At 53.8% G+C, this 264-nt stretch carries 1 protein-coding gene; it reads left to right on the top strand.

Annotation, left to right across the window (positions count from 1 at the left end):
- Positions 1-244: hypothetical protein (locus AB1471_RS17490; protein WP_367781002.1), on the top strand; the 244-nt coding region annotated here is incomplete at its 5' end.
- Between the last annotated feature and the right edge of the window lie 20 nt (positions 245-264).

The raw sequence follows: 264 nt of genomic DNA on the forward strand, positions 1-264 counted from the left end.
GAGAGGGGAAAGGGAAAAGGGAGGGAGAGGAAAAGGAAAAAAAAGGAAGAAGGGGAGAGAGGAAAGGAGGAGAGGGAGGAAGAAAGAGGAAGAGAAGAGGGGGGAAGGGAGGAAAGAAAGGAAGGGAAAAAGGGGGAAGAGGGGGGGGGAAGGGGAGGAAGAGAAGGGGGGGGGAAAGGGGGAGAGGAGGGGGGAGGGGAGGGAGGGGCTTCAGATTGTAATGAAAGTCCCTCTCTTTTCATAAAAGGGATCGATACCTTTTTC

Source organism: Jeotgalibacillus marinus (assembly GCF_040801915.1).
GTDB lineage: Bacteria > Bacillota > Bacilli > Bacillales > Jeotgalibacillaceae > Jeotgalibacillus > Jeotgalibacillus marinus.